At 40.5% G+C, this 23,914-nt stretch carries 19 protein-coding genes and 1 pseudogene; 10 read left to right on the forward strand and 10 right to left on the reverse strand.

Features of this window, described 5'->3' with window-relative positions; translation table 11 throughout:
• Positions 1–135: 135 nt before the first annotated feature.
• The 4 genes from NHE_RS04065 to thiD all read left to right on the forward strand — a co-directional run bounded on the left by NHE_RS04065 (position 136) and on the right by thiD (position 4,753).
• On the forward strand, positions 136–828 hold the full coding sequence (locus NHE_RS04065) for a class I SAM-dependent methyltransferase (RefSeq protein WP_038560257.1): 693 nt from the start codon (positions 136–138) through the stop codon (positions 826–828).
• A gap of 260 nt (positions 829–1,088) precedes the next feature.
• Complete coding sequence (locus tag NHE_RS04070; RefSeq protein WP_038560260.1) at positions 1,089–2,414, forward strand: hypothetical protein; 1,326 nt, start codon at positions 1,089–1,091, stop codon at positions 2,412–2,414.
• A 338-nt stretch (positions 2,415–2,752) separates the two neighbouring features.
• Positions 2,753–3,976 (forward strand): pyruvate dehydrogenase complex dihydrolipoamide acetyltransferase, encoded by a 1,224-nt coding sequence (locus tag NHE_RS04075; RefSeq protein WP_038560263.1) that lies wholly within the window; start codon positions 2,753–2,755, stop codon positions 3,974–3,976.
• A 9-nt stretch (positions 3,977–3,985) separates the two neighbouring features.
• Positions 3,986–4,753, forward strand: coding sequence for a bifunctional hydroxymethylpyrimidine kinase/phosphomethylpyrimidine kinase (gene thiD / locus NHE_RS04080; protein ID WP_038560266.1), 768 nt, complete (start codon positions 3,986–3,988; stop codon positions 4,751–4,753).
• A 215-nt stretch (positions 4,754–4,968) separates the two neighbouring features.
• Here the strand turns inward: thiD and ruvC are convergent, their stop codons facing one another.
• Together ruvC and NHE_RS04090 are read right to left on the reverse strand one after the other, a co-directional pair.
• Entirely contained in the window at positions 4,969–5,469 is a 501-nt protein-coding gene (gene ruvC, locus NHE_RS04085) for a crossover junction endodeoxyribonuclease RuvC (RefSeq protein ID WP_038560793.1), read from the reverse strand.
• Positions 5,470–5,757: 288 nt separating this feature from the next.
• Positions 5,758–6,705 (reverse strand): malate dehydrogenase, encoded by a 948-nt coding sequence (locus tag NHE_RS04090; protein WP_038560269.1) that lies wholly within the window; start codon positions 6,703–6,705, stop codon positions 5,758–5,760.
• A gap of 176 nt (positions 6,706–6,881) precedes the next feature.
• Here NHE_RS04090 and dut point away from each other — a divergent pair, with 176 nt between their 5' ends.
• Entirely contained in the window at positions 6,882–7,331 is a 450-nt protein-coding gene (dut, locus tag NHE_RS04095) for a dUTP diphosphatase (protein WP_038560796.1), read from the forward strand.
• 82 nt (positions 7,332–7,413) lie between these two features.
• Here the strand turns inward: dut and NHE_RS04100 are convergent, their stop codons facing one another.
• Positions 7,414–7,719 (reverse strand): hypothetical protein, encoded by a 306-nt coding sequence (locus tag NHE_RS04100; protein ID WP_038560272.1) that lies wholly within the window; start codon positions 7,717–7,719, stop codon positions 7,414–7,416.
• A gap of 225 nt (positions 7,720–7,944) precedes the next feature.
• Here NHE_RS04100 and gyrA point away from each other — a divergent pair, with 225 nt between their 5' ends.
• Positions 7,945–10,557 (forward strand): DNA gyrase subunit A, encoded by a 2,613-nt coding sequence (gene gyrA, locus NHE_RS04105; RefSeq protein ID WP_038560274.1) that lies wholly within the window; start codon positions 7,945–7,947, stop codon positions 10,555–10,557.
• Positions 10,558–10,583: 26 nt separating this feature from the next.
• Here the strand turns inward: gyrA and era are convergent, their stop codons facing one another.
• The 4 genes from era to acpS are packed head-to-tail and all read right to left on the reverse strand — an operon-like array spanning position 10,584 to position 14,722.
• Entirely contained in the window at positions 10,584–11,507 is a 924-nt protein-coding gene (era, locus tag NHE_RS04110) for a GTPase Era (RefSeq protein ID WP_232214982.1), read from the reverse strand.
• 50 nt (positions 11,508–11,557) lie between these two features.
• Positions 11,558–12,550 carry an ACP S-malonyltransferase gene (fabD, locus tag NHE_RS04115; RefSeq protein ID WP_232214983.1) on the reverse strand — a complete coding sequence of 331 codons (993 nt, stop codon included), beginning with the start codon at positions 12,548–12,550 and terminating at the stop codon, positions 11,558–11,560.
• 26 nt (positions 12,551–12,576) lie between these two features.
• Positions 12,577–14,325, reverse strand: coding sequence for a DNA primase (gene dnaG, locus NHE_RS04120; RefSeq protein ID WP_038560802.1), 1,749 nt, complete (start codon positions 14,323–14,325; stop codon positions 12,577–12,579).
• A gap of 31 nt (positions 14,326–14,356) precedes the next feature.
• Positions 14,357–14,722, reverse strand: a complete 366-nt coding sequence (gene acpS / locus NHE_RS04125) for a holo-ACP synthase (protein WP_038560277.1) — start codon at positions 14,720–14,722, stop codon at positions 14,357–14,359.
• 196 nt (positions 14,723–14,918) lie between these two features.
• Here acpS and NHE_RS04130 point away from each other — a divergent pair, with 196 nt between their 5' ends.
• Positions 14,919–16,100, forward strand: coding sequence for a hypothetical protein (locus tag NHE_RS04130; RefSeq protein ID WP_038560280.1), 1,182 nt, complete (start codon positions 14,919–14,921; stop codon positions 16,098–16,100).
• Between the two features lie 121 nt (positions 16,101–16,221).
• Here the strand turns inward: NHE_RS04130 and murA are convergent, their stop codons facing one another.
• Positions 16,222–17,478 (reverse strand): UDP-N-acetylglucosamine 1-carboxyvinyltransferase, encoded by a 1,257-nt coding sequence (gene murA, locus NHE_RS04135; protein WP_038560804.1) that lies wholly within the window; start codon positions 17,476–17,478, stop codon positions 16,222–16,224.
• A 114-nt stretch (positions 17,479–17,592) separates the two neighbouring features.
• Positions 17,593–18,150, reverse strand: coding sequence for a dCTP deaminase (gene dcd, locus NHE_RS04140; protein WP_038560283.1), 558 nt, complete (start codon positions 18,148–18,150; stop codon positions 17,593–17,595).
• Positions 18,151–18,391: 241 nt separating this feature from the next.
• Here dcd and thiC point away from each other — a divergent pair.
• Together thiC and NHE_RS04150 are read left to right on the forward strand one after the other, a co-directional pair.
• Positions 18,392–20,097, forward strand: a pseudogene (thiC, locus tag NHE_RS04145) (phosphomethylpyrimidine synthase ThiC).
• 77 nt (positions 20,098–20,174) lie between these two features.
• Positions 20,175–21,203 (forward strand): 5-(carboxyamino)imidazole ribonucleotide synthase, encoded by a 1,029-nt coding sequence (locus tag NHE_RS04150; RefSeq protein WP_038560286.1) that lies wholly within the window; start codon positions 20,175–20,177, stop codon positions 21,201–21,203.
• Positions 21,204–21,335: 132 nt separating this feature from the next.
• On the opposite strand, the gene NHE_RS04155 is transcribed toward NHE_RS04150, so the two are convergent.
• On the reverse strand, positions 21,336–21,968 hold the full coding sequence (locus NHE_RS04155; protein ID WP_038560292.1) for an SDR family NAD(P)-dependent oxidoreductase: 633 nt from the start codon (positions 21,966–21,968) through the stop codon (positions 21,336–21,338).
• A gap of 162 nt (positions 21,969–22,130) precedes the next feature.
• Between NHE_RS04155 and NHE_RS04485 the strand changes: the two genes are divergently transcribed.
• Positions 22,131–22,634, forward strand: coding sequence for a hypothetical protein (locus NHE_RS04485; protein ID WP_232214984.1), 504 nt, complete (start codon positions 22,131–22,133; stop codon positions 22,632–22,634).
• The last annotated feature ends 1,280 nt before the right edge of the window (positions 22,635–23,914 follow it).

Below are 23,914 nucleotides of genomic sequence, written 5' to 3' on the forward strand. Positions count from 1 at the left end.
ATTAAGGTTAGTATAGAAAAGTCCTGTTATCAAGAGAAAGCCTTTTGGGCATTTTCGTGCTGCATTTGGGCGGAAATTATGATAGAATAAGCCTGCCTCGGGTGCGGGAAATTTTACTACATCTACTGAGCTGAAGTGCATAGGGATTTTGTTGACGGGATATTCTCATCAGTATCCAAGCGGTATGACCTGACGAATGATCTAATGAGCGCAGGGATTCATAGGCGCTGGAAGCGGAACTTCGTCAAATCGATAGGATTGATTCCAAATCAGCTGGTGTTGGATATGGCTGCTGGCACTGGGGATATTACTCTACGCCTTTTGGAGACAGACAAGTCACCAGACGTTATCATGTGCGATAGGAATCCAGAGATGCTTCAAATAGCGAAAGATCGGCTACTTGATAATGGATATCTGAGCGTGAAAATAGTACGCGCTGAAGCAGCTGAATTACCCTTTGAAGATAACACCTTCGATCACTATGTCGTCGCGTTTGGGGTGCGTAATTTCTCTGACATACAGAAATCAATTTCTGAAGCACATAGAGTACTCAGAACAGGGGGTAAATTCTCCTGTTTGGAATTCAGTAATGTCGACAACAGTTACATCAACATGATTTACGGATATTATTCACGTAACTTCATTCCCTGGATAGGAGAAAAAGTCACACAAAACAGGGATGCGTATGTTTACCTAGTCGAAAGTATAAAAAACTTCCCGGACGCAGAATCATTTAAACAGATTCTCAGTGATACTGGATTCACTAGAGTCAAGTATGAGAAAGCAACCTTCGGTGTAGTGGCGATTCATACTGCACTGAAAGTATAGATGGACCGGCTTGTTTCGGTGCTCTTTTTTCTTGTTGCAGGAATCGAACCAGATTACCAAGAAGCGAAGTGATCAGATGCACTACTGTCTTAAGATAACCTAGAAGTCGCATGTGTTTCCGAGGCACAATTAGATCTTTATTTCTTAAAGAATTGAGCTTCTTATTTCTTGGAGAATTATCAAATTTCTTATATGCTATAATAATATTATTAATTTTATTCTGATAAAATAATCAATTATAAGATTCAAGAACCTCAAACATGCACTCCACCCAAATCAGATCCGTAGCACTGGACCAAGAACAAATTACAACCACCGAAGAAAATGTGGATTCCAGTAATGATATTCAAGTAGATTATCCTACATTTATCGCCGCAGCTTCACCATTATTTCCCACAGAGTCAGAGCAAGCACCGCCTTCTTATGAAGATGCTATTCTTGCTTCCAATTACACTCAGCCGATTAAAGGAGCACGTTTATACCCGAGTCTAAGTGACCTCCGAGCTACATTCGATGAACCCGTAGATGATATTGCACCTCCAGGACCAGCTAAGGAAAATAATTTACCACCACAATCCAGACTAGAAGACTCCTTGGAAGAAAGCATGGCTGTGCAATCTCGCTACGCACAGGCAGTACCAGAGGCCAATGCACCACCTGAATCTCTACAGATAGAGCTGACATTAGATCAATCCGAGGATTCTTCGGAGAAGCAACCTATCACCCCACCACAACAAACGGAGCCTGTATCACTGCAACACCAGATAGAACCTACTGCTCCTCCAGAGCCTCACAAAACGGAGCCTGTCATTGTCAATGCACCACCTGAATCTCTACAGATAGAGCTGACATTAGATCAATCCGAGGATTCTTCGGAGAAGCAACCTATCACCCCACCACAACAAACGGAGCCTGTATCACTGCAACACCAGATAGAACCTACTGCTCCTCCAGAGCCTCACAAAACGGAGCCTGTCATTGTCAATGCACTACCTGAATCTCTACAGATAGAGCTGACATTAGATCAATCCGAGGATTCTTCGGAGAAGCAACCTATCACCCCACCACAACAAACGGAGCCTGTATCACTGCAACACCAGATAGAACCTACTGCTCCTCCAGAGCCTCACAAAACGGAGCCTGTCATTGTCAATGCACTACAGCAGATAGAGCCTGCATCAATACAACCTAAGATAACATCTACACTGCACATAGAACAAAGGAGCCTAAAACAAGAAAAGCTCACTAAGGGGACATTTCCAGAAAATTCCAGTAGTACAGAACTACAACCAGTAAGAAGGAACCCTGTTCTACAAATAGCTGTCGTTCTCACGGGAATTATCGGTATCTTATGTACCATCTCAAGTCTACAGAACATAGAGCTTCAACAGCACCCGGGTAGTTGCATGTCCATCTATTCTGGATTCGGAATTGCTTTTACAGTATTCTGTGCCATCTCGATCATCACGGAAATCTCGCTTGCAATTGCAGACCGTATTGCGATACATAGCGAGAAAAAAAGTATTGACGTAGACGAGGTATACCTCGTATCACGGGAAACTAAGTCAGCTGCATTTTTTGTATAGATAATCGAAAAAATAAACCTGTTTCCCGCGCTAGATTTCAGAAAAAACTTACTACGAGAAACAGGGAATACTTTTCACGTATTTGATAAGCATCTCTCCATTTTGGTGATAGATCACGAATTTTTTACACTAAGAACCACATTCTAGAGTGTTTTTGGGCTGGTTCAAAGGAATCTCACTCCAAATTAGAGCAGAGGAAAAACGTACCAAAACATAACAACAATATGGACCTTCTTCCTGGATTTTCGATAACCACCAACGAAGGAACTTTAGAGTTTTGACAATTCCCTGAAAAGAATGGAAAATCTCCTGTGTTCTTATCGAGACAGTGTTAGTGTATGCCTATAAAAATACTCATGCCAGCTCTTTCGCCGACAATGAAAGAGGGTACTCTTTCAAAATGGCTGGTCAGTGAGGGTGAAAAAATAAAAGCAGGGCAAGTAATGGCTGAAATCGAAACTGATAAGGCCACTGTAGAATTCGAAGCTGTAGATGAAGGCACCCTAGCCAAAATATTGATCCCAGATAAAGCAACGAATATCAAAGTGAATGAGCCCATAGGTGTACTTCTGGAGGATGGTGAGAGTGAAGAAGATTTAGAGAATTTTTTATTAACAATCAATGAGACTCCTGTCGGAGAACCAATCAAATCAGTAGAGCCGGATAAATTATCTACCATAGGAGTACAAGCATCTATGCATGCTGCAGCAAGCGGCAAAGAGAAGTCGGATAGGATATTAGCTACCCCATTAGCTAAGAAGATAGCTTCTATTAACAACATTGATCTTTCACTGATACAAACTGGAAGCGGCCCAAATGGAAGAATCGTGAAAGACGACTTAAAGGGGGTCATTAAGTCTTCGGGGGAAGTATCTAACAGTGTTGCCATAGCCACTGAGTTAGCAATCTCTCCTATGCGTCGCGTCATAGCAGAGAGGCTTGTTGAATCGAAACAGAATATTCCGCATTTCTATCTGTCTGTGGACTGTCATCTGGGTAACCTGCTAAAGACTAGAGAGGAAATAAATGGCTATCTGGGAGAGAAAATCACCATAAACGATTTTGTCGTGAAGGCTACTGCCTTTGCTCTAGGAAAACATCCAGACATGAACGTCTCTTGGAATGGTGATGTGATTAAGCAGCATCAAGCTATTGATGTATCTGTCGCGGTCGCAATTCCAGATGGTCTGATTACACCAATTGTCCACGCTGCTGATAAACTTTCTCTTTCCAGAATTTCAACCGAAGTAAAGAAACTGGTACAAAAAGCGAAGGACAATAAATTACAACCTATTGAGTTCCAAGGAGGTTCTTTTACTATCTCCAATCTGGGTATGTATGGGATCAAGGAGTTTACAGCTATTATTAATCCTCCACAGGCAGCGATACTTGCAGTAGGAGCCGGAAGGAAAGCCCCGGTGATCGTTGACGATGCAATAGTCGTGCGAAATATTATGACACTTACTCTCTCATGCGACCATAGAGTCATCGACGGCGCATTAGCCGCACGGTTCCTACAGACACTCAAGCAAGCTATTGAAAAACCTGCGATAATGCTTTGAAATCTGGAAATGAATAAAAAAATCCCAGAGATTTGTATTATAGCTGGCTCGGATTCAATAGGTGGTGCTGGATTACAAGCAGATCTGCGGATAGCTGCTCTGCTCGATTGTAGTGCATCGAATGTCGTTACTTGCATCACTGCACAGGACTTAAAGGGTGTACACGCAATCCACTATCTGGATGGCTCAATGGTTTCCGCACAGTTGGCTTGTGCGCTTTCCGGGAAACCTCAAGCGATAAAAATAGGAATGTTAGGTAGCTCCGAGATAATATCTGCAATATGGAATACTTTGAAGATTTCCAAGATTCCGATAGTATTGGATCCAGTGTTGATAGCCACCTCGAAGTTTTCTTTGACAAAAGATGGTGCATTTTCGGTGTTACTTGAAAAATTAATACCACTTTCATACTTGATTACCCCGAACCTTTTTGAAGCAGAAATGATTTCTGGGGAGAAAATCTACAGCACTGACACTATGAAGGTAGCCGCCGGGAAAATATTGGCTCTAGGAGCGAGAAACGTCCTTATTAAGGGTTTCCATTGTGGGGAGGATAGCTTACTGGATTTGCTCATGACGGAAGATCAAAGATTTGTAGAGTTTCGATATGACAAGATAAAAGTAGAAACTACTCACGGCACTGGTTGTAGACTTTCCTCAGCGATTGCGTGCTACACAGCGATTGGAAAATCACTGGAAGAATCAATTACGCTTGCTTCCTCATTAGTAAGCAAAGAAATTCTGAGGATGTTGAGCTTATATCAATCTTCGCAGTAGTGTGCTTCTGAAGTCCCACACACATTGCTTTGCTCCTCCCGAAAATCCTCGGATTGATCTAATATCAATCCTATCTACTGTGGTGAGTTGACAATGCTGTTTGTTTGGGCTCTAGTGAGTCAGTAGGTTCCATCTGGTGTTTGCGCTGATACAGGCTTGTGATGGGTTCTACTATTTGCTCCTCCGGAGTATAACTTGAAGTATACATCTACCTCCTAAGCTCTCTGCACTGCCGTAATATCGTAGTGAGTCACTGAGGAAGCAAGTGCAAGCGCATCGTATAAATCTGAATATTTTGAAAGGTTGAGATTCAGTCCCAACAACTTTTCCACCATATATCTGATCTGTAGCTTAGTGGCGTGACCGCTCCCAGTAATACGCTTCTTGATGGCATTAGGAGCTATTTCAAGTACAGGGAGACTCTTTAACGCAAGGGTTAACATCAATGCACCGCGGCAATACGCGAGCTTCAAGGAAGAGCATGGATTGCTATTGACAAATATTTTCTCCAACACTGAAACATTAGGGTCAAAATTGTCAATGACCTCAGTAACGCCTTCGTGAATTTTTCTTATCCTCTTCGAAAGCTCCTCCCTAGCATTTGTAGAGATCACGCCAGAAGCAATGTAGCACATCTCAGAAGGGTTCTTATATTCCACTACAGCCCATCCTGTACGTGCCAAACCTGGGTCAATACCGAGTACTAGACTATTCATTAACTCAAACCCCACACCTACTTAGAAAAAGTTCGAAGGATCAACACACCTACTATCTTACAATCACTTTCAACAAGACACTTGCTTTTCTTCATTGTCACTGAACAGATTAGTATCTTCTTCTGATCTTTTGCATAGGACTCAGTCTCTTCAATGCTACTAGAGCATAGTAAGCTGAATCCCTCCAAGAGGAGCCTTGCACAGCTCGTTCTGGTGCATCTAGTTACGTCGCAAACCCCCCAGAGAATCTAGCAGCTGATGGAAAAGATAACCTACCTTGAGAGAGTATCAGAAATACTTACGTACACCTTCCACAAGTTTCCGTGCCGCATCCAAGGAGGCTTCGAACATTCTCCTCTCTTCATTAGTGAGGTTGAGTTCAACTACTCGCTCAACACCATTAGAGCCAATTACAACTGGTATCCCTGAAAAAATATCATCTTCAACAAGGTATCTACCCTTCATTATCACTGAACAGATCAATGTCTTCTTCTGGTCTTCTATATAGGACTCAGCCATCTCTAAAGCGGATGCTGCTGGAGTATAGTAAGCTGAACCATTTTTAAGAAGAGCAACTATTTCTGCTCCACCTGCTTTGGTACGTTCAATTATGCTGTCGACTTTCTCCTGGGAGATCAGATCCATATCTATGAGCTCCTTTAGACTCACCCCGGAAACAGTTGAATATCTAATAAGCGGAACCATAGAATCACCGTGACTACCAAGCACCATTGACTTAACATCGCTAACTGAAACGTCCAGTTCCTGCGCTAGGAAAAGATTCATCCTACTCGAATCAAGTACACCTGCCATTCCCACAATCTTTGCTGGACTAATGCCAGACGCCTGTTTCAACACCCATACCATCGCATCCAGGGGATTAGTAATAACAATTACAAAAGCCTCCGGAGCAAATTGTTTTATTTTTTCACCAACTTCTTTCATCACTAGAGCATTCACGTCTAGGAGCTCTTCTCGGCTCATTCCTGGTTTTCGTGGAATACCAGCAGTAACGATAATCACGGATGAGCCTTGCAAACGCTCCATCTTAGAACTACCGGAAATTTTCATCGTACGACCAATGATAGGTAGACTCTGGGAAATGTCCAATGCCTTGCCCTTTGCCGTATCACCATTGACATCGATTAATTCGACCTCCGAAGCTAGACCTTTTAAAGCTATTAAGTGAGCTAAAGTTCCACCAATGTTACCTGCACCGATTAGACTAATTTTCATTTTGAACCCAAGTTCATGATCTAAACACGTAATTGTAAAATAGAAAGCTACTGATATACATACGTTCCATAACTAGATTCACTTCAAAACAGTTAGCCTTTATTGTCTCGAAATTTACATCAGCAGAGACACTTGGTAGAGTGAACAGAGTAATCGAAAGTGTCAACTATGATCAGATGTCTGAGATCGTAAAAGTAGTACTCCTACCACATGGTAAGGAGCTAGAGATTCCAAAATATGCAAGTGAAGGAAGTTCCGGTATGGACCTGCGAGCTGCCGTTCCAGCTACCGTAACACTGAAAGAAGGAGAATTTAAGCTCATCCCCACAGGCATCTGCATTGAACTACCTGAAAACATGGAAGCCCAAATAAGACCTCGCTCTGGTCTTGCAGCGAAATTTGGCATAACTGTCCTAAACAGTCCAGGAACAATTGATCAAGATTATAGAGGGGAAATAAAAGTCTGCCTGATAAATCTCTCGAAGGAGCCGTTCACAATAGTCAGGGGAGATAGAATAGCACAGATGGTCATGGCAAGGATATCGCGAGTAGCACTGAAGGAAACAAAAGAAGTCGAAGAGACAAAGAGATCGTCCGGGGGATTCGGATCCACTGGCACCAAGTAGAGCACGTAGATCCGAAAAGAGACAGCCAGCGCAGAGACCTTCACATTAGAGAATTTCCGCGTCAGCAGGCGAAATAGTAGAACTACCGTTCATTACATTTTTGATTGTCAACAGACTCGGTACTCGTAGAATTGATTTGCGAGGCAGGAGCACCTATCTTAGGGGTGGCGCTTCCGGTACTGGTCTGATTGCTAGAGGACTGATTCGCAGAGGCAGTGCTAGGCTTTGTAGGGGAGGTAAGGATTGACGAGGAAGTAGCTTTTTGAAGAATCGCCCTCTTCATAGCTGCATACTGATTATTGTACTCATCATCGGAAAGTTCCCTGTCAAGCTCACCGCTATAGAATAACTCACTTATTGTGTTGCGTTTGTTTTTCTCATTAGGCATTTTATTTTAGGTATAAAAAATCTATACCTAACCTATCGCACATATTTCTGATAAATCAATGCAGAAATCTTATTTATATTCTATTTAAAGACTTTTCTTAAATTAGAGAATCAATACAATAATCACTTTATTGAACTATTTAAACTCCTTAAGAGGATCCTCTTCATAAGGAGATCTATAAATATCAACCAAATTGACTTATCATTCCCTTTCGGGGTGATGAATATGTCAACTGTAATTCCAATCAATATAGAACAAGAATTGAAGTCGTCCTATCTGTCTTACGCCATGAGCGTGATTATCAATAGGGCCATTCCTGATGTCCGTGACGGCTTGAAACCAGTCCATAGAAGAATCCTTCATTCTATGAACGAGTTGGGGTTCTACTGGAACAAGCCCTACAGGAAGTCAGCTAGGGTGATCGGGGAGGTGATAGGTAAATATCACCCACATGGGGATAGTGCAATATATGATGCGCTGGTCCGTATGGCACAGGATTTCTCACTGCTTGTCCCGCTGATAGATGGACAGGGCAACTTCGGCTCTATAGATGGAGATCCAGCTGCAGCAATGCGTTATACAGAAGTACGTCTGGAATACATATCAAAATTTTTGCTCGATGATCTCTATGAGAACAGCGTGGATTTTCGCCCCAATTACGATACCTCTGAAAACGAACCAGTGGTTCTACCAGCAAAGTTCCCGAACATCCTCGTAAATGGAACAGCCGGAGTAGCTGTGGGTATGGCAACAAATGTGCCGACTCACAACCTCGCTGAAGTCATAGATGCCTGTAAGTTATTCCTGGAAAATAAAGACGTACAAACGGATGAACTCCTCAAAGTTATTAAAGGTCCAGACTTCCCTACTGGCGGCTTCATTATAGGTGAGGAAGGAATAAGATCAGCTTTTGAGACAGGAAGAGGATCAATCATCATAAGGAGCAGGACGCATTTCGAGGAAACCGATACACGAAAGGTAATCATCGTTGATGAGCTTCCGTACCAGGTCAACAAGGCGAAACTCATAGAGAATATTGCACTTCTGGTCAAGGAAAAAAGATTAGATTCGATTAGCGACCTGCGAGATGAATCAAACAAGGACGGTATAAGAATTGTTATAGAGTTAAAACGCGGATTCTCATGCGAGGTCGTTCTAAACCAACTCTTCCAGATGACACAACTCCAGACGTCTTATAGTACGAATATGATGCTTCTTCATAAGATGAAGCCCACTTTGATGCCTTTGAAGGACGTCCTGGCAGCATTTATTGATCACCGAAGAGAAGTCATTTCGAGAAGAACGGAGTTCAGGTTGGCTAAAGCTAGGGAGAGAGCTAGTGTACTCATCGCAGTGTACGTCGCCATACTGAACATCGACGAAATCGTACCTATTTTAAAATCCTCCAAGGACAACGAAACAGCAGTACTTTCACTCTGCAGCAAAAAATGGAACATAGATGAAGATCTAAAAAAGTTGGTGGAAATAATTTCCAATATACAGCTCGAGAATAGCGAATACGAACTCAGCAGGTCTCAATCCAAGGCCATCCTGGAAATGAAAATGCAGCGCATCACCGGTGTGGAAAAAGAACAGTTAGTCAGGGAAATCCATAGTGAGATAGAGGTTATAAATGAGTGCATATCAATACTAGGAAGCGACGCTGTCCTAGTAAATGTGATAGTCCAGGAGCTGAACGAAATACGGGAAAAGTATCCACATCCACGGAAAAGCGTGATTTTGAAGAATACGAGCGCAATTCACACGGAAGAGGAATTAATAGAGCGCGAAACTGTGGTGGTCACAGTCACGTACTCTGGATATATAAAACGTGTTTCAATATCGAACTATAGGGTTCAGAAAAGAGGTGGTAAGGGTAAGATCGCACAGAACATAAAACCTGAGGACCAGTTAGCACAAATTTTCGTCCTAAGTACACATGATGAGATTCTCTTTTTCTCCAATAGGGGTAAGGTTTATAAAATCAAGGCTTATAAGCTTCCTGTCGGTGATCCGCAAGCAAGAGGAAGAGCGCTCGTCAATATTTTTGAACTCAGTGAAGGTGAATCCATAACCAGTATTTTACCTTTGAGAAGCTCCGAAGATGAAAACTTGATCTTCCTGACAGCACAGGGAAAAATAAAACGCAACTCAATGAGTGATTTCAATTACGTCCCAACAAACGGGAAAGTTGCGATAAAACTCAATGAGGATGATAGATTGATCGCTGTTAAGACATCAAAGAATGAAGACTGTATTTTCATCTCAACAAGGGATGGTAAGTGTATAAGATTCCTAGTGGATGATCTGCGCGTTCTCAAAAGTAGAAGCTCTGAAGGTGTCAAAGCTCTGACTCTGAGTAACGGAGATGAAGCTATTTCACTGTCCATCCTAAACCAAAAGATTCTCTCTCCCGAGGAGAAAGCTTTGTACATGAGAACCAAGTTCTCTGAAAGGATCAAAGATCCTACTAATAAGGATGAACAATTTGTTCTAAGCGTCACCGAGAATGGGTATGGTAAGATCACCTCAAGCTATGAATACAGGATCACCAACCGCGGTGGAGTCGGAATAATAAATATTGCGACTTCAAAACGAAATGGAAAAGTAGTTTCAAGTTTTAGAGTGCTCCTGGACAACCATATAATGCTCATTACTAATCGTGGACAAGTGATAAGAATAGCAGCGAGCAACATTCCCGTCCTTGGAAGGAGTACACAAGGAGTGAGGCTTTTCACTGTCAAAGATGATGAGCGGGTCGCATCTGTGACAGAGGTAGGAGAAGTTGAGGAAAATGATCCCGTCCAGGATGATTATGAGGTCGACCCGGAAGAATAGCCACTACGTGCTTTTGGTAACTGTGGTCAAGAGTAGTTTATCGTGTTCAAAATATCTGGTTTTTCCTGCCAGTTTTTGCTGACTCTCACGAACACAAGCAGACTTACCCTTTTTCCAAAAAACTCTTCCATCTCCCTTTCTGCCTGTTGCCTTATTGTTTTGATAGTTTCACCCTTAGCCCCGATTACCATTTTCTTATGCGAGTCGCTGATAACATGAATTATTTGGCTGACCTTAATCCTATCCTGAAGGGTCTCAACATTTTCTGTTTCCACAGTCAAAGAATAAGGTAGCTCTTCATGCATCCTAATGAATAACTTCTCTCGAAGCATTTCAGACAAGTTAAACTTGATAGGCATATCGGTCTCATCTTCCTCATCGAAGTACCAGGGACCAGGTTCAGCAGTAGACAGGAGGAAATTCTTCAGATCGTCCACACCCCTATTCTTCAGGGCGGAGATCATAAAAGTCTCCTTGAATCGTTTTATATCATTTAATTTTCTTGCAACTTCCAGCAATCTGAATTTCTCTATGAGATCTATTTTATTGATGACCAAAATCACGTTGTCATAAACTTTTTTTAAGATATTCTCCATACTTTCGGTGATTTCATATCTTGGATCTACAACGAAACAAAATATATCAGCTCCCGAGAATGCCTTCCAAGCATTTCTCACTATGTATCTTTCTAAGCTACGTTTTGGTATGAATATCCCTGGTGTATCAACAAAAACTAGTTGCGTCTCGTTTTTCGTGTATATGCCCCTGATTCTAGTCCTGGTAGTCTGGACCTTGTGAGTAACTATAGAGACTTTGCTTCCTACTATCGTGTTCAGCAGAGTGGACTTGCCAACGTTACTGTTTCCGATTAGAGCAACAAAAGCTGAACGGGTTTCAGATTTTTCTTTCATTTGATCCAGGGCGATATCCTTTCTTGGACTTATCAACACAGACAAATTATATGCTTGTATTACTCAAAAAGCTCTAGCCAAACGGACATTCATCCTATTAGATTAATTACTTTTTCTAGATCACTTGGTCTTTCTAGATTGAGTGTTTCTAAAGTTGGATCCATTCTCGCGATCATCTTGCTCAGTACATTGCCCGCTCCGATCTCTATGAATGTTCTGACACCAGCATTTATAGCAAACAGAATGCTTTCCCTCCACCTGATGCAACCTGTCACTTGTTTCACAAGCAGCTCCCTGATTTCAGAAGGGTCATTTATCGGAGTAGCAGTGACATTCGAGACTATTGGCACAGCTGGCGTTCCGATTTCCGCTGTGGAAAGTGCATCACTCACCTGCTGAACAGCAGGCTGCATCAACCTACAATGAAAAGGAGCACTGACGTTTAACCTGATCACATGTTTTATGCCTTTATTTTTCGCATATTTAGTGATTTTCTCTATTTCAGCCGTTTTTCCGCTGACGACCACTTGTTCGTTGCTGTTATCATTCGAGATCTCACAGTCCGCATTTGACTCCACAATGAGATTTTGAACTTCTTCACATGTCACCTTAAGAAGGGCTGCCATACTTCCCTCACCTAATGGAACAGCTTCCTGCATTGCACTGCCTCTGATCTTCAGGACCTTAGCGATTTGGGATGGCGTAGCAGCTCCTGAAGCACATAATGCCGTGTACTCACCCAATGAATGTCCAGCTAGGTATTTAGACACATCAGCAATAGTTTTACCAGATTCCCGTAGTAACGTACGTAGAGCAGCAATGGAAGTAACCATTAGAGCTGGCTGAGTGTTCTCCGTACTTGATAGCAAGGATTCAGGACCTCTGAAAATGATCTCTGACAATTTCATGTTGAGGGCATCATCTACTTCTTCGAAAACCTCCCTAGCAACAGGGAACGCATCATATAACTCTCTTCCCATTCCTACATACTGGGAGCCTTGTCCAGGAAATACTAGCATCTTCATATCAATTGCGAGAGAACCAACCCCATCTAATGTATAAGCCAGGACTCTTCTAGTCAAACTACATCCGATATAGGATAGCGAATTTATGTACCTGCTTCACGAATCTTCTCCAGAATTTTATTTGCTTCCTCCATTTTTTTTTCATCCAAGTCTGGAGATTTAATAAGATTACGATATTCATTTTGTAGATCATTTATCCATAATTGTTTTCTTATTCTGTTCCACAACAGGAGGGCGTTTTCTTTATTGTGAACAGATTCGGGTAATTTGGTATTCTGCACAGCTTCGAAGAGATGTATTCTTTCTACATCTGAACATAGGAACTCTTTCAAGACATCGCTACTAAGTTCAGAAGCAGTATTAAGGAATAGCACAATTGCAGATTGAAGTTTTCTATGAACCGTATCATCGAATTCCAACATAGAAAAATATTCTTCGAACTCGCTGTTCTCGAGGATTTCAGGAAACTTCAAAACAATCTTTAACAGAATAGCCTTTCTATCTGTGCGCACACTAGCTGAGGACACTAATTTTGCAGAATCCTGGTAGGAGTTCACCGAAGCCATTTCACTGGCACGCTTCCCGGATTTAAATTGACTGAAGCGGAGTCCCTTCTTCATCACGAAAATCTGTTGACCGAAGAAGTCTTGAAAGTGCCTTTTTACCTTATAATCTTTTATATTTTTCAAGTAGTTCTGTAACGCTTTTTCAAGTTCTATGAAATCTTCTGGAGAGTCATACGAACGACTGTGAGTAGTCAGATAGAATATTGTATCCGATAGGGATTTTGCATTGTCCAGAATTCTCTGAAACGCTAAATAGTCTTCTTTGACTAGTTCATCAGGGTCTTTACCTGCCGGTAGAAAAGCAAAGTCTATTCTTATATCTAGGACTTCGATGAACTCGCTCATTATGAGTTCTAGTACTCTTCCAGCAGCCTTGATCCCGGCAAGGTCTCCATCAAAACAGAACTGTACCTTTTTTCCCAGTTGGTTGAGAGTCTTAAGATGGTGAGGTGTGATGGAAGTCCCTAGTACTCCAAGGACGTTCTTATATCCGTGTTGATGTAGACTTATTACATCCATGTATCCTTCTACAACCACTAGCGTATCTGATGGAACTTTTGCTGCCTTATCTAGATTGTACAGGACTTCGCTTTTCTTGAAGAAAGGCGTCTCACAGGAATTTATATATTTTGGAACAGAATCATCTTTGATAGCTCTACTTCCGAAGGCAATGACTTTTCCCTGTCTATTATTTATGGGAAAGATTATTCTATTTTTGAAATAACATCTACCACCCTTATCTAACACACCAGATTCCATCATTACGGAGCGTTGGAAGTTACACTTGCCCTTTATGAAAGAATTGATATCAGATGGACAATAACCCAATTTGAACTCAGTAATTACATCTTTTTTCAATCGACTCTCCAGATACGCCCTAGCATTCAGACCGATTTTCGAATGCAAATTATCACAGAACCAATTTCTCAACTGTTCCAGGAAATCCTGCGTTTCAATAAATTTGACTCCCTGAACACTTCTCTTCTCTATTTTGATACCAATGCTTGCTGCTAGTTCCTCAACTGCATCATTGAGATTCAAATGTTTTGTTTCTGAGATAAAATCTATGACATCGCCACTTTTCCCACATCCGAAGCAATAGAAGAACTTCCCACTATCATTAACCGAGAACGAAGGTGTCTTTTCTTCATGAAAAGGACATCTACCTATGAGCCTAGTACCAACCTTCCTGAGCTTGATGGTTCTACCAACAACTTCGGATAGAGGTATTCGTTCTTTTATCAGTTCTATGTATTTTTTCAGCATGGCAGGCGAGATACTTGAATTCGAGGAAACATCATATTCTATCTCCAAGTATCACGAAGGCTAGCGCATAGTCTCCATCATCACTTAGTGAGATCTGGGAATTACGAAGCATCCTACCTTTAAAGTAAATAAATGGTTTTCCTCTACAATTATTCCGTATGGATATCTGTTTTAGCTCTAATCCCATTGCGTGACCGCGAGCTTTTATTATAGCCTCCTTAGCGGCAAATCGTTTCGCAAGGTACGAGATTCTGGTTTTTCCACAGTGAAGCTGAGATTCTTCTATCTCCCATGAATTGAAAAATCTTTTGAGAAATCTTGATTGATAGGATTCCAATATTCTGGAAATGCGCGATACTTGTACTATGTCTGCGCCTATATTTATTTTTTTCTTCATCTATTGAGAATCATTCAAATTCGTAATATCTGTTATAATTGTCTTTATGTGCCTTCACTTTATGAGATGGCAGTTTTACTATAGGTTTTACAGTTGTGTATAGACGCGGACTCAATACTGGTATGAATCGTGTAGATGTTCTACATTTCATCGGATCTTAAGTCCTCGCGACATTTTAATCGAAATATTAACACGTATGAAAAGGTTGATAAACGAAAATACGGAAAATGAAACAAATGACGATTCTTCGGACGTGCGTCATAGAGCAAGAATAACCGCACAACAGCAACAACACCTGGAAGAATTAAAAAAATTACAAGAAAGTTTCGAAGAGAAATCAAAAAGTGAAGCAAGCGGAGCCAACATTGACGTCAGCGAAAATGACGACATAGCAGCTGATCAGAAAGCTGAACAACTCAAACTGGAACGGAGAGTAGAAGTATCAAGGAAGAAGGGTATCCTCAGGATAATTGCCGAAGGCTTCTCGCTCAGTGTAGGAAAGACCGCTTGGAATAAGATCATTTCAGGTCTGAGGGGTCTGTTTGGTGAAAAGTCAGTAGCGGAACTTCTGTTACAAATAAAAGCAGGAAATAAACTGATAAAATCCCTACTCGGGCTTTTAAGGAATAAGGAAAAATTAGCTCTTCAAGTGAGGATCGCTGCCTTACTGAGGGAGCTTAAGCTCAGTGAGAATGCAAGTAGAAGCGCTCTAAACAGAGTCTTATTCATACAGAGCCAACTGATCTCCAATCTCAGTTCAGTGACAAAAGAGAGTCTTGGCAAAGATGCGAAGGCTTTGTTAGGTTATCAGCACCAAGCACTGCATCAGTTTAGGTTCTTAGCCACACAGGTAATAAAGAAGGTCGATGTATCGCATACTGCCACGCAGTCCCAATCTCAAAGCAGGGTATATCCTCTCGACATTTCTCCAACGAGACCCCTTTTCCCTCAGTACTATAATCTCAATGAGCACGCGTCCTACACTCCAGTAACTGACGTCCGGCACGTCAAGTCAATAGATATACTAGCAATCATAAAAAATATAGTGCGGGAGGTCAAAAGTAAGATATCGGAATACTTCAAAGGAGTGGGTGAAACCACGAATGTCTTTATACATTCCCACTCTCATAGAGCTGCTACAGCTAGTGGTATAGATCCCTTCAGTACACGCAATACATCTCATCGACAGCATGTACATGACGGTCATAGTCACAGCCATGGCAGCGGATGTGCTTGTTGCAGCAGTGTTTTGCAGACCCAGCAGTATTTAAGTTTTGCCTATACGCCCTCTGCATCTAAGCTTGGAGGTCCAAGCGATTTGATGTCAGGAGTGCAGTGCTATCCGGTTGCTGCACAAGGAGTTCAAATACAACTCTAAGGGATTTCAATACGGGGAACCGGCTCACATATTTATCAAAACCCCATTCAGGTTTGACTCCAGGTAGATCTACGTGAACTTTGGAGCGTTTCTGGTCGGCACTGCAAGTAGTGATCTAACGCTACGATATTTGAGCTCCACATTTGCTCAGTTTCACTCTGAAGTCTTCATATCCCCTCTCCACGTTATCTGAACCGTCTATTATACTTTTTCCATTAGCCTGCAAAGCAGCGATTATCAGTGCTGCACCTGCTCTGAGGTCATTGGCTCTCAGCCCCTTCGATGGATTCAAATGTCTGCTTCCAACTATGGAAATACAATCCGGACCCATCGATTCTATCTGGGCACCCATTTTTTTTAACTCAGGAACGTGAGTGAATCTGTTCTCGAATATCGTCTCACGGATTATAGAGCGTCCTTCCGCAAATGATAGGAGAGTCGTAAGTTGAGGCTGAACATCAGTAGGTAAACCCGGATAAACATCTGTAGCAACCTCTAATGGTCGAATTTTCCCAATTTTTTCCACGATTATGTAATCCTCACTAGATTCAATTCTTACCGACTCCGTCTTAAGGATCTGCTCTAGAAGACACGTCATCTGCGATACATCTACGTTACGCAGTACAATCCTACCACCAACGACAGCACTCATTATCATGTACGTAGAGGCTTCTATACGATCCGGAATTACCTTATGAGTGATACCTTTCAGTCTAGAAACAGGATTTATTTTCAATTTCCTATCACCAATCCAATATATTTTCGCACCTATGCCGTTGAGAAATGAGATCAAATCATTGATCTCAGGTTCCGTGGAGGCATTGGATATGGTTGTAGTACCCTCTGATAAAACTGCAGCCATGATTGCGTTCTGAGTAGCACCGACGCTCACACGTGGAAACTCAATATCTGCACCATGAAGTGAGGTTGCTGTCAAAGTGACTTTTTCTGATTCTATCTCTGTTTTTGCACCCATTTTTTCGAATGCGGAAATGTGAAAATCGATTGGCCTACGACCTATAGCACATCCACCGGGAAAATACATCGATATCTTTCCCTTTCTAGCAAGAGTCGGTCCCATGGCAAGACAGGAGGCTCTTATCCATATATGAAGAGATTTATCTACACTCCTTTCTTCGAACTTATCATCTGGAATAATCCTCAGGGTATTTTCCTCTATGAAATCACATCTTTTACCCAGAGATGAAACCACCATGATCATATTGGAAACATCCCTAATAGCTGGTATTCCCTTTAAGACGACTTCTTCATCGGTCAGAAGCGACGCCGCTATTATCGGTAGAGACGAATTCTTCGATCCTGATATTGTAATCTCCCCGTTTAGCTCAAGACCACCCTTGATAAAAATTTTACTCATTAGATAAATTCTATCGTCAAAGAGTACAGCACAATATTGCTTCGTGGACACATATTTTCTCTGAGCATGGATACCATACAGATGTATCGACACAAAGACAAAACTCGTTATCGACTACTTCACAATAGGAAGCGTTATGCCACCCTGTTTCATGTATTTTCCACCTGAGTCGCTATACGAAGTCATACACTCACTCTCACCCTTCAAGAAAATAAGCTGACATATACCTTCATTTGCATAAATCTTAGCAGGTAGCGGCGTCGTATTAGAGAATTCCAATGTCACAAACCCTTCCCATCCAGGCTCCAGTGGTGTGACGTTTACAACGATCCCACAGCGGGCATATGTAGACTTACCTAGGCATATAACTATGACGTCTCTAGGTATTCTGAAGTACTCGACTGTACATCCAAGCATGAAACCATTTGGGGGAATTATACAAAAATCACCAGTTTTTTCTACTAGATGTGACTCATCAAAATTTTTCGGGTCAACTTGAGAAACTGAAAGGTTTGTGAAGATCTTAAACTTATTAGATACTCTAGCATCGTACCCATAGGACGAAAGACCATAAGAGATAACACCACTCGAAACCTTAGAAGAAACAAATGGCTCTATCATCCCCGATTCCAAAGCCTTGGATTTTATCCACTGATCGGACATTACAGGCATCGTTAACTCTCAACTTCTTCACATTAATCCTATCAGGTTATACAGTAATAAGGACAAAACTACCACACTAAAATCAACCTAAAACAAAGATCATAAATGTTTGAGTCTTCAAAAAAACCTGCCCCATTGTCCTTGCATCCCTTCACTGGATGATACTTTTATTAAAATCTAAGTTCCTCATTCTAAAGAATCAAAAAACATATTACAATTGGTGATTTCAAGGATACTGTTAAATATGTAAATGGTTGAAAGAGCTCAAATCTACGAAGAATTATGTAAACCGTTCCCTAACTCTGAAGTGGTTCATGAGAGAGGAAAACTCTTCCCTGAAATTGAGGTCCGTATGAGGAAGATCAATCTCTCAAACGGCGAGAGCCTTACGGTCTACGATACACTTGGTCAAATCATGAAAGTCACAGTGGAGGAAGGATTACCAAAGCTGAGAAAATCCTGGATTGAAAATAGAGAAGACACAATACATTACGAGAGGAAATCGATCAACATAATAGATCACTGTTTGACACACTACAACGAACATAAACTGAAGTCTGATTCTTTTATGAACTCCCCGGAAAAGGTTCTTACAGGTAAAAACGGTAGAAGACCAACACAATTGTACTACGCAAAAAAAGGAATAATCACCCCAGAAATGGAGTACGCGGCTATACGCGAGAATTGTGGCAGAACAAATGGCAGAGTAACAGCGGAATTCGTAAGAGACGAAATAGCGAGCGGCAGAGCTATCATCCCATGCAATATCAACCATCCGGAAAGTGAACCGATGGTTATAGGTAAGAACTTCTTGGTTAAGGTCAATGCAAATATAGGAAAATCTTCAGTTACATCTGGTATTAAAGACGAATTGTATAAGATGCTCTGGGCATGCAAATGGGGTGCTGATACAGTTATGGATCTATCTACTGGTGAGAACCTACATAATGTCAGGGAGTGGATAGTCAGGAACTCGCTTGTTCCGGTTGGAACTGTTCCAATTTATCAAGCATTGGAGAAAGTAAAAGGTAACGTAGAAAAGCTAACCTGGGAAATATATAGAGATACACTCATCGAGCAGGCCGAACAGGGAGTTGATTATTTCACGATACACGCAGGTCTACTAAAGAATTACATTCAATTGACCTTTGATAGGGTTACAGGAATTGTTTCCAGAGGGGCGGAATCATCGCGAAGTGGATGATGATACATAAAAAAGAGAACTTCTTATACACGAATTTCGATGAGATATGTAAAATAATGTCTAGGTATGATGTTTCCTTTTCCCTAGGAGATGGTTTGAGACCAGGCTGTATAAATGATGCAAATGATAAAGCACAGTTCGCTGAACTAAGAACTTTAGGGGAACTCACCCTAATAGCTCATGAACATGACTGCCAGGTCATGGTTGAGGGACCAGGACATATACCTCTACACAAAGTCAGGGAGAATATGGAAAGGCACGCCGAATATTGTTATGGAGTTCCTTTTTATACACTAGGTCCATTGGTGACAGATATCGCTCCGGGTTATGACCATATAACAAGTGCTATTGGAGCTACTAATATCGCATATTATGGAACAGCACTTTTATGTTACGTCACCCCGAAGGAGCACCTAGGACTCCCTAATGTAGACGACGTCAGAGACGGGATGATAGCATATAAAATCGCTGCACATGCAGCAGATCTAGCAAAAGGAAATGAAAATTCCGTTGCCAGGGACAATGCTCTCTCAAAAGCCAGATTTGATTTCAGATGGGAAGATCAATTTAATTTGTCCCTGGATCCATTTAGAGCAAGAGAATTTCATGATGAAACATTACCGGGAAGTGGTTCAAAAAAAGCACATTACTGTTCTATGTGTGGACCAAAATTCTGCCCTATGGAGCTGATGAACGATGTAAAAAAGATAGCTAAAAAAAATGAACCAGTAGACGGCACATTGTCAGTTTGATAATTGTTCGTGTTATAGTCTCTACAGAATCCGCATGTTAGAATGGTGTATCTTCTTCCTAACTTTATTGGGTACAGATGAAGCGCATTGGTATATTCGGTGGCGGTCAGTTAGGAAAAATGATTGCTATTGCAGCACATAGTCTTGGCTTCAGAGCATTTGTTTTCGCGGAGACTGATGACTGTCCAGCCGTAAATGTTGTCAAAGACTACATTATCGCACCGTTCACAGATAAGTCAGCGCTATTACACTTCGCGGAATCGGTAGATGTAATAACATTCGAATCGGAAAATGTACCCAGTTATACACTCAATCTTTTTCACGAAAAGTTCAAAAACCAAAATATCCGCGCAATTGAAATATCGCAAAATAGACTATTAGAAAAGGATTTTTTAAAACAAAACCAGATTCCTACAACACCGTATTGGCCAATAGCACAAATCGGAGATTTGGAAGATCTTGAGTTTCCCATAATCCTGAAGACTACACGTGGAGGCTACGATGGAAGAGGTCAATTCCTATTAAAGAATCGAGAAGAGTATGAGAGTAAAGTCCCGTCTTTAGAATTTCCACTCATAGCAGAAAAGTTGGTTGATATAAAGAAGGAATTTTCTATAATAGTCGCAAGAAATGAAACAGGGAAAATCCATTTTCCCATTGCGGAGAACGTACACTCCAATGGCATTTTGCGAACCTCCAAAGTCCCGGCGAAACTATCACCTACTCTTTCTGATGAGGTAGTGAAAATAGGATTACAGATATCAGATCTACTAAATATAAAAGGCCTGATATGTATAGAGTTCTTTCTTGATCACATGGACAGGCTGATGGTGAATGAACTAGCCCCAAGACCACACAATTCCGGACATTGGAGTATGGACTGCTGTGATATTGATCAGTTCGAGGAATTAGTTCTCGCGATTACGGATAACAGATTAAAACAACCAAACCTAATTCTCCCATGCATAATGAAGAACGTCCTGGGCGAAGAGATAAGTCTGTGGAGCGATATGATCGCTGAAAAAAATCTTAGATTTTACAACTATGGAAAGGACGAGGCAAGGCCCGAAAGAAAGATGGGACACTTTAACATACTCCTATCATGAAGTGACCTGTTTAAAGAGAGCTTAATACCTGTCCATATGGGAGATAATATAGATTCCGACGCTTCAAAATTATTCCTTTGTCTTTTACAGGACTAAGGACAAGAGCTTCTAAAAGAACTAGTCAGGAAAAACTCAATTGGTTATAGCCTTCACTAGCTCATCTCCTAGTTTTTTTAGTTCATTATAATTATAACCTCCATCCTCCATGATCACTATCCCAGGATGAATAGCATATACTTTCATACCTTTGCTACTCATGTAGTCATCAACCATTTGCGTCAACTGAAACAGACACTTTTTTGAAAACAAATAGGAAAAATATTTATTACTACTTTTCCTATTTATAAGCTTATCGATGATATTTATAATCTTTCCATTTTTTGGCTCACGCTTTGAGAAGTGCCTCATTAGCGATAGTGGCACTCTTACGTGGATTTTATAATAGACATCAAATAACCGCTCTACATCAGACCCAAAATTGTCCTGTAAAAAGAATGAGGCGTTATTAACAAGTAGACAAAGATGAGGAAAAATCTGGAAAGAATATTCAATAATTTTAGACAGGTCGTTGGAAGCAAGAAAATCCTCCTGGTAGAGCTCGACAGATATACCATAATCATTTCTAAGTTTCTCTCTAAGCGAAAAAGCATCTTCGCAAGACCTGTTGTAGTGTATGACGATGTCATAACCATGCATTGCCAATACATTTGCAATGTATGCACCCAATCGCTTGGCCGATCCAGTTATCAAAGCTGCTTTTCTCATGAATGCGACACACTACATAAAATTCTGCTTCTTCAAAATGACAAGTACAAATAGAATTTCCTATCCTGATGAGGAATGTATTCGTGGAACAAAAATACTCTACAGAAGAATTCTTAGGTTTTTTTATGACTCCTTTAAATTCTATTTCCGACAAAGAAAATTGTGAAGTGTAGTTATATAAACGTCATAGCAGATAGGCTGGTTGCCTGTCTAAATTGGAAAATCAATAGACTAATCATCAATATCCCTCCAAGACACATGAAATCACTTTTAACAAGCGTTATATTCCCAGCATTTGTACTCGCGAAAGATCCGGCTAAAGGAATAATAGTGGCAAGTTATTCTAATTCTCTGAGCACAAAGCACTCGCTCGACACAAGATTTTTGATGTCCTCCGAATGGTACAGGAATAAGTTTCATGGGACAGTTATATCACCTTACCAGAACATTAAGAACAAATTTCTTACAACTAAATTAGGTTTTCGTTTTGCAACTTCGATCTCTGGTACGCTGACAGGCGAAGGAGCAGACATAATCATAGCAGACGATCCGATAAACGCATTGCAAGCAAACAGCAAGACTTTCAGAGATAAGGTGAAGATGTGGTTCGTCAACACATTCATGACAAGACTGAAGCATAGAAGAAAAAGTATAGTCAGTAAATAGTCATGCAGAGACTGAATGAGGATGACTTATGTGGTCATCTGAAAAATACTTCAGGAGAGTGGCATATTCTTTCTCTTCCACTAGTGGCTGAAAAGCCTGAGACCTTCATTTTATTGAACTCAAAGAAGGTCCTTTAATAGAAGAAAGGAGATGAGAATACTAAACAAAACTTACTTCACTATGGAAGAGGTAAACAAAGTGAAAACGGAAGTAGGAATACATGTATTTTCAGCACAGTACCAGCAGAATCCTATTTCAAATGAAAATGCAATAATAAAAAACATTGGATAAAAAGATACGTGAATATAAACGAGATAAGGGATGTTCTACACATATCTCAGAGCTGGGACACAGCAATCTCCGAGAATAATAGGAGTGATTATACAGTATGTATTACTTTTATGAGATCAAAGACATCTTTTTACGTCTTGGACATATTTAGAAAAAAAATAAGTTATCCAGAACTAAAAAAGGCAATTGTTGAAAACGCAAAAAATGGAGAGCAGATAACATCATAATTGAGAATAAATCAAGTGGTCAGACGTTAATTCAAGATTTAAACAACTCCGTTATTTTACCTATAATCGCAATCACTCTAACTAAGAAGAAGATAGAAAGATTGTATGGTGTAATCTCAATAATTGAATCCGGAAAGCTCTATTTACCGACTTCTAGTGAGTGGTTGCAAGACTTCGAATCAGAGATTTTTCATTTTCTGATTCAATCCATGATGACCAAATTGATAGTCTTACACAATACTTAAATTACGAAATTGCAAGAAATTATTCTCAATTAAATATAAGATTCCTGTAAAAAATCATTGTTGATAAATGTGTTCAAAAGCTGTTTATACACTGTTTAGTATCTCTTAAAATCAAAGATAAAAAATTACTGGATCCAAAAGGAGGTTATTTATCAAAGTTTTTTTAACAAAATTTGTTGTTTATAAGTATAAATTTGAGTTTTGTTAAAATGTTCAGCACAGAAGAATTTTTATAAGATGGAATAACTGAGTAAAATGACTATTCTTCTGGTTTTCTAATAAATACGTATTCCAAGATTTATAAAAATATGTGACATAGATTATGTGGAAAAGGATGTGAATAATTTTTTGTAAACATTTTCAGTTACAATACACAACATACACAAACAAGATATAAGAATTATTTCTTATACTTACTACTCTAGAACTAGAGTTGGAGTTATCTATATAAACCGAGTAGAAACGGAACAACTTTCCATGATAAAAGTACTCAAGAGATCTTAAAATTTTACTATTG

The sequence above is a fragment of the Neorickettsia helminthoeca str. Oregon genome (genome assembly GCF_000632985.1).
Classification (GTDB): Bacteria; Pseudomonadota; Alphaproteobacteria; order Rickettsiales; family Anaplasmataceae; genus Neorickettsia; species Neorickettsia helminthoeca.

Coding starts and splice junctions, on each gene's coding strand:
- dut (WP_038560796.1), top strand. CDS start 6,882: ATGTCTGAGATCGTAAAAGTAGTACTCCTACCACATGGTAAGGAGCTA.
- dnaG (WP_038560802.1), bottom strand. CDS start 14,325: ATGCTGAAAAAATACATAGAACTGATAAAAGAACGAATACCTCTATCC.
- dcd (WP_038560283.1), bottom strand. CDS start 18,150: ATGCCTGTAATGTCCGATCAGTGGATAAAATCCAAGGCTTTGGAATCG.
- NHE_RS04150 (WP_038560286.1), top strand. CDS start 20,175: ATGAAGCGCATTGGTATATTCGGTGGCGGTCAGTTAGGAAAAATGATT.
- NHE_RS04130 (WP_038560280.1), top strand. CDS start 14,919: ATGAAAAGGTTGATAAACGAAAATACGGAAAATGAAACAAATGACGAT.
- acpS (WP_038560277.1), bottom strand. CDS start 14,722: ATGAAGAAAAAAATAAATATAGGCGCAGACATAGTACAAGTATCGCGC.
- NHE_RS04090 (WP_038560269.1), bottom strand. CDS start 6,705: ATGAAAATTAGTCTAATCGGTGCAGGTAACATTGGTGGAACTTTAGCT.
- NHE_RS04155 (WP_038560292.1), bottom strand. CDS start 21,968: ATGAGAAAAGCAGCTTTGATAACTGGATCGGCCAAGCGATTGGGTGCA.
- NHE_RS04100 (WP_038560272.1), bottom strand. CDS start 7,719: ATGCCTAATGAGAAAAACAAACGCAACACAATAAGTGAGTTATTCTAT.
- NHE_RS04070 (WP_038560260.1), top strand. CDS start 1,089: ATGCACTCCACCCAAATCAGATCCGTAGCACTGGACCAAGAACAAATT.
- NHE_RS04075 (WP_038560263.1), top strand. CDS start 2,753: ATGCCTATAAAAATACTCATGCCAGCTCTTTCGCCGACAATGAAAGAG.
- murA (WP_038560804.1), bottom strand. CDS start 17,478: ATGAGTAAAATTTTTATCAAGGGTGGTCTTGAGCTAAACGGGGAGATT.
- ruvC (WP_038560793.1), bottom strand. CDS start 5,469: ATGAATAGTCTAGTACTCGGTATTGACCCAGGTTTGGCACGTACAGGA.
- gyrA (WP_038560274.1), top strand. CDS start 7,945: ATGTCAACTGTAATTCCAATCAATATAGAACAAGAATTGAAGTCGTCC.
- thiD (WP_038560266.1), top strand. CDS start 3,986: ATGAATAAAAAAATCCCAGAGATTTGTATTATAGCTGGCTCGGATTCA.